Origin of the sequence: Pseudogracilibacillus amylolyticus (SeqCode) (genome assembly GCF_051918545.1) — a bacterium.
GTDB lineage: Bacteria > Bacillota > Bacilli > Bacillales > Amphibacillaceae > Pseudogracilibacillus.
This window is the reverse complement of sequence record NZ_JBPPZG010000155.1, coordinates 744-9,497: the sequence shown is the minus strand read 5'-3', so window position 1 is coordinate 9,497 and position 8,754 is coordinate 744. Positions and strand designations below refer to the sequence as shown.

At 36.8% G+C, this 8,754-nt stretch carries 8 protein-coding genes; all 8 read right to left on the bottom strand.

What is annotated here, in order from left to right; all coding sequences use genetic code 11:
* On the bottom strand, nucleotides 1–1,260 hold a 1,260-nt coding region (gene cydC / locus ACPYKA_RS15270; RefSeq protein ID WP_479543075.1), incomplete at its 3' end, for a thiol reductant ABC exporter subunit CydC.
* Nucleotides 1,253–2,983 carry a thiol reductant ABC exporter subunit CydD gene (cydD, locus tag ACPYKA_RS15265; RefSeq protein WP_479543074.1) on the bottom strand — a complete coding sequence of 577 codons (1,731 nt, stop codon included), beginning with the start codon at nucleotides 2,981–2,983 and terminating at the stop codon, nucleotides 1,253–1,255. The genes cydC and cydD, both read right to left, overlap by 8 nt.
* Nucleotides 2,983–4,014, bottom strand: a complete 1,032-nt coding sequence (cydB, locus tag ACPYKA_RS15260) for a cytochrome d ubiquinol oxidase subunit II (protein WP_479543076.1) — start codon at nucleotides 4,012–4,014, stop codon at nucleotides 2,983–2,985. The genes cydD and cydB overlap by 1 nt, the downstream gene beginning before the upstream one ends.
* Complete coding sequence (locus ACPYKA_RS15255) at nucleotides 3,986–5,386, bottom strand: cytochrome ubiquinol oxidase subunit I (protein WP_479543073.1); 1,401 nt, start codon at nucleotides 5,384–5,386, stop codon at nucleotides 3,986–3,988. The genes cydB and ACPYKA_RS15255 overlap by 29 nt, the downstream gene beginning before the upstream one ends.
* Nucleotides 5,387–6,021: 635 nt before the next feature.
* A complete protein-coding gene (locus ACPYKA_RS15250; RefSeq protein WP_479543072.1) occupies nucleotides 6,022–6,243 on the bottom strand; it encodes a hypothetical protein in 222 nt (73 codons plus the stop codon).
* A gap of 443 nt (nucleotides 6,244–6,686) precedes the next feature.
* Nucleotides 6,687–7,154 carry a 6,7-dimethyl-8-ribityllumazine synthase gene (gene ribH / locus ACPYKA_RS15245; RefSeq protein WP_479543071.1) on the bottom strand — a complete coding sequence of 156 codons (468 nt, stop codon included), beginning with the start codon at nucleotides 7,152–7,154 and terminating at the stop codon, nucleotides 6,687–6,689.
* Between the two features lie 12 nt (nucleotides 7,155–7,166).
* Nucleotides 7,167–8,363: a bifunctional 3,4-dihydroxy-2-butanone-4-phosphate synthase/GTP cyclohydrolase II gene (locus ACPYKA_RS15240; protein ID WP_479543070.1), complete on the bottom strand. Its 1,197-nt coding sequence runs from the start codon at nucleotides 8,361–8,363 to the stop codon at nucleotides 7,167–7,169.
* 4 nt (nucleotides 8,364–8,367) lie between these two features.
* Nucleotides 8,368–8,754: riboflavin synthase family protein (locus tag ACPYKA_RS15235; protein ID WP_479543069.1), on the bottom strand; the 387-nt coding region annotated here is incomplete at its 5' end.

The window sequence follows — 8,754 nt, the reverse complement described above, 5'->3', positions numbered from 1 at the left end:
ATGAAACAAATGAGGTTTTTGATTCAAAACCGATACAGCATTTGCCAAATAGCTGGAATTCATCTCCATATCATCTAAATAAATTTTTCCTTCATTTGGTTTAATTAAACCAGCTAACATTTTTAACAATGTTGATTTTCCTGTTCCACTTTTCCCTAGGATAGCTATCTTTTCTCCAGGTTCAATCGTTAAAGATAGGTTGTCAATAATAGGTTTGCTTACAGTATCATATTGATAGCTAAGATTATTAATTTGAATCGTTGGCTTGTTAAACGGAGCATTTGGTGCTTCTATAACCTCCGCTTCCTCATTTTTTGATTCTTGTAATCTTTCCATTCTCCTTAATGAATCCATGTATGTCGGGATTTCTTCTACTGCATTACTCAATGGGAGCAGGGCATCCGTAATCGAAAACATCATTAAGACAAAGGCAGCGATAACTGTTGCAGAAATAGTTCCCTCTCCAGCTTGAAAATTTGCCCAAACCATCATTGCAATAATTGCTAAGCCAGCAATAAATCGCAAAAAAGCATCCCGAATATGGTGCCAATTATTTAGCTTATTCTCTTTGTTAATCAGCATATTATTTTTACTAGCAACCTTGCTAATTACTTCCTGAACACGTCCACTGACAAGCCAATCAAGTTGTCCAAACATGGCATCGGTAAAATGCTGGTATAAATCCCCTCTTTTTTCTTTTATCAAAATATGATTTTTCTTCATCATAAAATACGAAATAAATGGTATTACAAACACGATAACGCCAAGTAATCCTATCATCATTAACATAAACATCCAATCAAAAAAGCCTAAAACGATTGCAAAAATACCATATATAACTACTCCAACAAAACTTGGAAGTAATGTTCGAATATAAAAATCTTGCAGTTTTTCTATATCATCAGACAGTACACTTAAAATGTCTCCCGTTTGATAACGACTTTGTAAAAAAAGTGCTTGAGGCTCCAGCAAATTGTAAAGTCTTTTTCGATAGTCTGCTAAAATTCGTAAAACAATATCATGACTAACTAACTTATCAAGATATGGAAATACTGCTTGCCCTATACTAAATGCGCGTACCGAAACGATCGGTACATAAACGAGCATAATATTTTCTGGTCGAAGGGAAGATTTTGAAATTAAATAACCTGAGACGAATAACAGCATTGCTCCCGAGGTTACCCCTAGGATCGCAAAGAAAACGGCAAGTGTCATGCGACCTTTATGTTTCTTTATATAAGGTATAATCCATTCACTCACAGCTTCCCTCCTCCTTCCAGTTAATAAATTGCGCATATTTACCATGTTTTTTTAGTAAATCCTTATGGGAACCATATTCTACTTGACGTCCATCTTGAAGCATGATAATTTGGTCCATCTCTTTCATCCAGTGAAGACGGTGAGTGGCTAAGAAAACTAATTTGTCATTAAAAAGTTCAAGCATGAGCTGTTTAATCTCATACTCTGTCTCAATGTCTAAATGTGCAGTTGGTTCATCTAATAAAATAATAGATTTTTCGCTCAATAAAGCTCGTGCAATAGCAATCCGTTGTTCTTGTCCACCACTAAGTGTCCGACCACCTTCGCCAATTTTTTCATATATACCGTTTGGCAGTTCTAGAACTAAATCTTGTAGTCCGATTTTCTCAATAATGGTTTTTACTTCTGAATCTGAAGTATTCGGATGATAAAAACGAATATTATCTGCCAAGGACAACGGAAAAATATATGGATGTTGCGGAATATAGGCGATGTTTTCAAACCACGCAGCATAATTTAACGATGCGACAACTTCATTATTGATTTTTATTGTACCGCGAGCCGATTCAATTCTTCCTGCTAACAAATTAATGAGAGTTGATTTTCCCGCTCCGCTTGCTCCAACAATCCCAACCCAGCCACGATTTGCTTGAAACGAAATAGATTGCAGTAAATTTTTTCCGTCAATTTCTACAGAAACTTTATCAAACTCGATTTTACTGTCTTCGTTCCATAAAATTGGTTTAGTTGTTTCTTTCATTTCCTCACCTTTTTGCGTTGCGATCAGTTCGTCAATCTCTGCCATAGCGATTTGTCCGTCTAATGTTGCATGATAATCTTTACCTACTTGCTTAATTGGTGAAAAATATTCCGGTGCTAAAATTAAAATTGTTAGTGCTGGAAGTAATAATATTTCACCTTCAATTAAACGAAATCCAAGTCCTACAGCGACAAAAGCTATGGATAAACTTGTAAAAAAGTCTAGTGCAAAAGAAGATAAAAAAGCAACACGAAGCGTCTTCATCGTAGCTTTTCTGTATTCCGAACTTACACGAAAAACCTTTTTAGCATGATCCCGACTTTTTCCTAGGTAAGTTAACGTTTCTAATCCTTTTAACGAATCGATAAAATGGTTTGACAATCTTGTATACGTCTCATATTGTTTATCTGCCATTTTTTCAGCCGCCATGCCGAGCAAAATCATAAAAATAACAACAATAGGAACCGATACGACTAAAATAATCGAAGAAATTGGATCGTAAAAATATACATAAATAACAATTAATACTGGAATAATCACTGTTTTAATCATGCGAATCCCAATGATTTCCACATACTTTTTTACATCACCTACGCCTTCCATAGCTAATGTGACTAAATGACCTGTTCCCATTTTTTGAACAAAAGATATATTCCGTTCAAAATAAACGTGCATTAGTTCATCACGAAGCAATTTTGCCGATGTCGCAGCAAAACGTTCTGCTACAGCTGTTTCTATGTGAGAAATAATGTAGCGAATAACGAAAGCAATAAAAAAGAAGCCAATATCAGCGAGTACCTCTACGATTGGTATTCCTTGAAATAAAAAGGTAATTGCCCGAGCTAAATAATACGCTTGGGCAATAACAGCAACGGCTTCTCCTAAAATGAGTAATGTTAATATACTATGGACTAGTCCCGAACCTGGATAGGTAGGCAATCCTTTTTTTCGTTTTTGTTTCATTAATATTCCAACTCATCATTTTTCTTTATTCTTTTTCTAAAAATATAATAGCTCCATGCTTGATACCCTAAAACAAATGGAAGTAATAAAATTGAGAAATACGTCATTATTTTAAGTGTATAAGAACCAGATGAAGCATTATACACGGTAAGACTATAGGCATCGGAAATTGAACTGATCATAACCCGTGGGAACATTCCTAGAAAAATACTACCAATTAGTAAAATAATTGTAATGCTTGTTAATGCAAAAGCGTTAAAGTCCATTTTTTGCGTATTATACAAGTTAGCAAATAGTAGAGATACCCAAGCTAAAATCGGAATCACCATAAACGTTTGTCCATGGTACGTAAACACATCTGAAATAATATAACCGACAACGATAAATGCTAAAAAAAGAATAATCGTTACAGGAGCAACTTTTTTACCAAGGTTGCGTGCCCGCTCTTGTAATTTTCCAGTTGTTCGGATCGTAATAAATTGTAATCCATGTGTGATTGTAAGCATGAGGAACATGAGCCCTCCAAGTAAAGCAAACGGGTGTAAAAACTGCAAGAACCCACCGATCATTTCTTTTTCTTGATTAATTGGCATACCTGTCATAAAGTTAGCTAAAACTACTCCCCATAAAATCGGTGGTAATAAGCTACCGATAAACATTGCCCAGTCCCACGTATTTTTCCATCTCAGGTTTTCTACTTTACCACGGAATTCAAAAGATACACCACGGATTATGAGGGCGAGGAGCATGAACACTAAAGGTATATAGAATCCACTAAACATCGTTGCATACCAGTGGGGATATGCAGCAAACATTGCTCCCCCAGCCGTAATTAACCATACTTCATTTGCATCCCAAAACGGACCAATCGTATTAATATACACACGCTTTTCGTTATCATTTTTTCCTAAAAAGCGGGAAATAATACCGACCCCAAAATCAAATCCTTCCAGTACGAAAAAGCCGATAAATAAAATAGTTATTAATATAAACCAAAATTCATTAAGAGACAACTTCCGCACCTCCTTCATCATCAAAAGGATCTTTTGTTACAGGAGTATCCAACTCTTCATGATCTTTCTTCTTTATATGCCGAACGTATAAATATACTGCCACAGTCCCCATAATTGCATAAAGCAAATTAAATGCAATAAGTGAAAATAACATTTCGTTCGCAGTTACAGATGGAGAAACCGCATCTTCCGTTTTCATCAGTCCAAATACAACCCATGGCTGTCTGCCCATTTCTGTCATAATCCATCCACTCGTATTCGCTAAAAATGGTAAAATGATCGCAAATGGCATCATTTTTAAATAGAGATTATTTTTAGGCATCATCCCTCTACGGGTGGCATACATACCGAAGAAACCGAGTAGTAACATCACACCACCAGCTCCCGTCATTATACGGAATACCCAAAAGAGAGCTTTTACCGGTGGGATATAATTTCCGGGGCCATATTTTTCAACATACATTTCCTGTAATTGATTTATCCCTTCTAACGATCCGCTAAACTGGTTATATGATAGGAAACTTAATAAAAATGGTATTTGTATTTCAACATCATTTTCTTTTGCTTCCGTGTTAATTTTTGCAAAAACGGTAAACGGCGCAGGGTCTTCACTTGTTTCCCATAGTGCCTCTGCTGCCGCCATTTTCATTGGCTGTGATTGAACTAGATACTGTGCTTGCCAATGTCCTGTAAACAGAATGATGAATGAAGCAACGGCACCAATCGTAATTGAAATTCTAAACGATCTTCTAAACATATCTAAATCGTGTTTGCGTAAAATTTTCCAAGCACTAATACCTGCAACAAGAAATGCCCCTGTCGCTAATGATGTAAACAATACATGTGGAAACTGAGCCCATAAATGTGGGTTCGTTAAAATAGCAATAAAATTATTCATTTGTGCACGACCATCCACAAATTCGTACCCAACAGGATTTTGCATAAAGGAGTTTGCTGACAAAATCCAAAACGCTGAAAGGATTGTTCCAAACGACACGAGCCAAATTGATGCTAAATGTAATTTTTTTGATAATCGATTCCAACCAAATACCCAAATGCCGATAAAAGTTGACTCCATAAAAAATGCGAGTAATCCTTCAATTGCTAGGGACGGGCCAAATACATCCCCGACAAATCGTGAATACGTGGACCAGTTCATCCCAAACTGGAACTCTTGTAAAATCCCAGTTACGACACCAACAGCGAAATTGATTAAAAACAAAACCGCCCAAAATTTCGTCATTTTTTTATAAACTTCATTTCCTTTAATGACGTACAACGTCTGCATTATCGCAATAGTGAACGCTAATCCGATTGATACTGGAACAAAAAAGTAGTGAAATATTGTAGTAGAGGCAAATTGAAGGCGGGCTATAATTAACGGATCCATTTTTTATTTCATCTCCCCTTATTTTTTCATATATATAATCCTATCCATTATGACTGTACCTTCAGTATACGCTTTTTTTCACATACGTTGTCGGGTATTAGTTACAATTTTCGTACGGTTCTATGTATGAAAAATGACAATTAAGAGTAGCGCTTTCATTAATTGACAAGATTAAACAGGAGATATTCATTAGAAAACTTGGCTTATCGTTAAAGAAAACATGCCCTTATTACTAGGGGTATGCCGACGGTTAGGCAGAGAGCCTGTTCTTAGTCGGCCTTCCTGGCGAAAGACAGAGGTGATGTTGCACTTATGCTAAGTGAGTGCAAGCCTTGGCGAGAGTATGAGTTGCATTTACGAGTGATTGACGTGCTAGTGACTTACGCCTGAGACAAATCTTTACGGTGGGACGAACGAAAGAGCAAATGCCCTTCGACGGGACGAGTAAGCGCAGTCCCAGTCCCAGGACGCCCGAGCTTTTAGCCAGTGAGCGAGTCAAGAAAGTTTTATACTTTCTTATCTGTCAAGTCTAAATTTTTATTAAAAAACCCGCACAATTCTAAGGATATTAACGGACATATAGCTATTAAAAACTTGTCCAATCCCATTCATGTGCGGATTTTTACCAATAAAACTTATTCTACATTATTTTCTTTCCCTTTTCGGTCATTTATAAACTTTTTGACCGTTAATACAATTAGGAATAGGAGCCATGATGTGACAACATAATAAATAATTCTGCCCACTCCAAACAAATCATCAAGAAAAATCGTCATCCCTATCCATATAATTAACACACCCAGAATTTGATATAAATAAAACTTTAAGTCTACTTTAATCTGGATCCTCTCCTTCATACGTACTCTAACATAATAGTAGCGTACACTAGGAAAAAATTAAAGGAATGAAACAAAAAATCCGATTATCATTTGTGATATACATAAAAGGCTAATCACTAAGCATCTTTTGGAGTGACTAAGCATTTTTTTCAGCCACTAAGCATCTTTTGGAGCGACTAAGCATTACTTTCAGCCACTATGCATCTTTGCAAGCGACTAAGCATTTTTTCCAGCCACTGTGCATCTTTACGAGCGACTACGCATAATTTTCTGCCACTAGTCATCCTTACGAGCGACTACGCATAATTTTCTGCCACTAGTCATCCTTACGAGCGACTAAGCATTTTTTCCAACCACTCTACATCTCCTTAAGCGACGATCGATCATGAGTAGTCACGTAGGATAACTCGTGAGCCACTTTAACATCAACCATCTATCCCCGAGTCAAAAAATCAATTTCATTATTTTTTGAATTCTTGCATCAAATTCGCCATCTCTACTGCGGCCGCTGCTGCTTCAGTTCCTTTATTTCCACCTGTAGTTCCCGCTCGCTCAATTGCTTGTTCAATCGTATCTGTTGTTATTACACCAAAAATAACTGGTTTACCACTTTGTAAGCTCGCCTGAGAAATACCTTTAGCCGCTTCATTACAAACATAATCAAAGTGTGGCGTAGCTCCTCGAATCACTGCACCCAAAGCAATTACTGCGTCATACGTTCGTGCAGTCATTTCTTGTGCGATAAGCGGAATTTCAAAAGCACCTGGCACCCAAGCGACATCGATATTTTCTTCTTTGACTCCATAACCTTTTAATGCCCCAATCACACCATCTAATAAGTTTTTTGTAATTAAATCATTAAAACGTCCGACAACAATTCCAATTTTTAGGTCAGTTCCTATCAATTTACCATGATATACTTTGCCCATCTTGATTCCCCTTCATTTTAACGTTAACATATGTCCTAACTTTTCCTGTTTCGTATATAAATAGTTTTCATTATCCTTCAATAAATTTGGTTCCATTGGGACACGCTTTTCAATCATTATATTGTTCTTTTCCAATGCCGCAATTTTTCCAGGATTATTCGTAAGCAACTCTATACTGGAAATCTGTAAATCTTTTAAAATTTGCGCACTAATTTCATACTCTCTTAAATCTGCTGGAAAACCTAATGCCTCATTTGCTTCTACAGTATCTAACCCATTTTCCTGCAATCGGTAAGCTCGTAACTTATTTAATAATCCGATCCCTCTACCTTCCTGACGCATATAGATAACTACACCGCTCCCTCGTTCTGAAATCATTTTGAGCGCCTTATCTAACTGTGGGCCACAATCACACCGTTTTGAATGAAAAACATCACCAGTTAAACATTCCGAATGGATGCGAACTAATACTGAACTTTCTTCAGAGACCTCACCCTTTACAAGTGCAATATGCTCTTTATTATCCAGTTTATTGGAATAACCGATCAGTTTAAAATTTCCATAGTCAGTTGGTAAATTTGTTTCTACTTCTCTTTCGATAAAGCTTTCATTTCGTTTCCGGTATGAAATCAATTCTTTAATTGTAATTAGTTTCAACTGAAATTTATTCGCTATTTCAATTAAATCAGGCACACGAGCCATCCTGCCGTCTTCTTTCATAATTTCACAAATCACAGCAACTGGAGAAGCACCACTTATTTTCGCTAAATCAACAGACGCTTCCGTATGACCGGGACGTTCCAGTACGCCGTTTTCCTTCGCTATTAATGGAAAAACATGACCAGGACGCTTAAATTCACTACTTATTACATTCTTTTCAGTTAATGCTCTAATCGTTACCGCTCTTTCATATGCACTTATACCAGTCGATGTTGTTTCATGATCAATACTTACCGTAAATGCCGTCCCATACGGATCCGTATTTTTATCGACCATTAAAGACAAGTCAAGCTTTTCAGCCTTTTTCTTCGTAATCGCAGTACATACTAATCCTTTTCCATGTGTAATCATAAAATTAATCATCTCTGGAGTTACCTTGTCCGCCAATCCAACGAAGTCCCCTTCATTTTCACGATCCTCATCATCAACTACGATAACGAGTTTTCCCGCTTTTAAATCATCTATAGCCGCTTCTATTTTATGAAACATGCTTTCACACCCTTATCGTGTTTTTTAAATATTCATGTACATGTTTTCCCAGAACATCACATTCAATATTCACAATATCACCAACCGTTTTTTCACCGAGGATTGTAACGTCCGTCGTATGCGGAATGAGGGAGATCGTAATTAAATTTTTCGCAATGTCCACACCAAAAATAGTTAAGCTCACTCCATCTACTGCAACCGAACCTTTTACAATAAAATAATTTCTAATTGATTCTGGTATGCTAATATCATAGTAAACTGCATTTTGCTGTAGCTGTTTTCGTTCAATTTTTCCGACACCATCCACATGACCGGTAACGAAATGCCCTCCCATTCGATCAGTTGGCCTGAGCGAGCGTTCCAGATTAACACCGGAGTCAACTTCTAGACT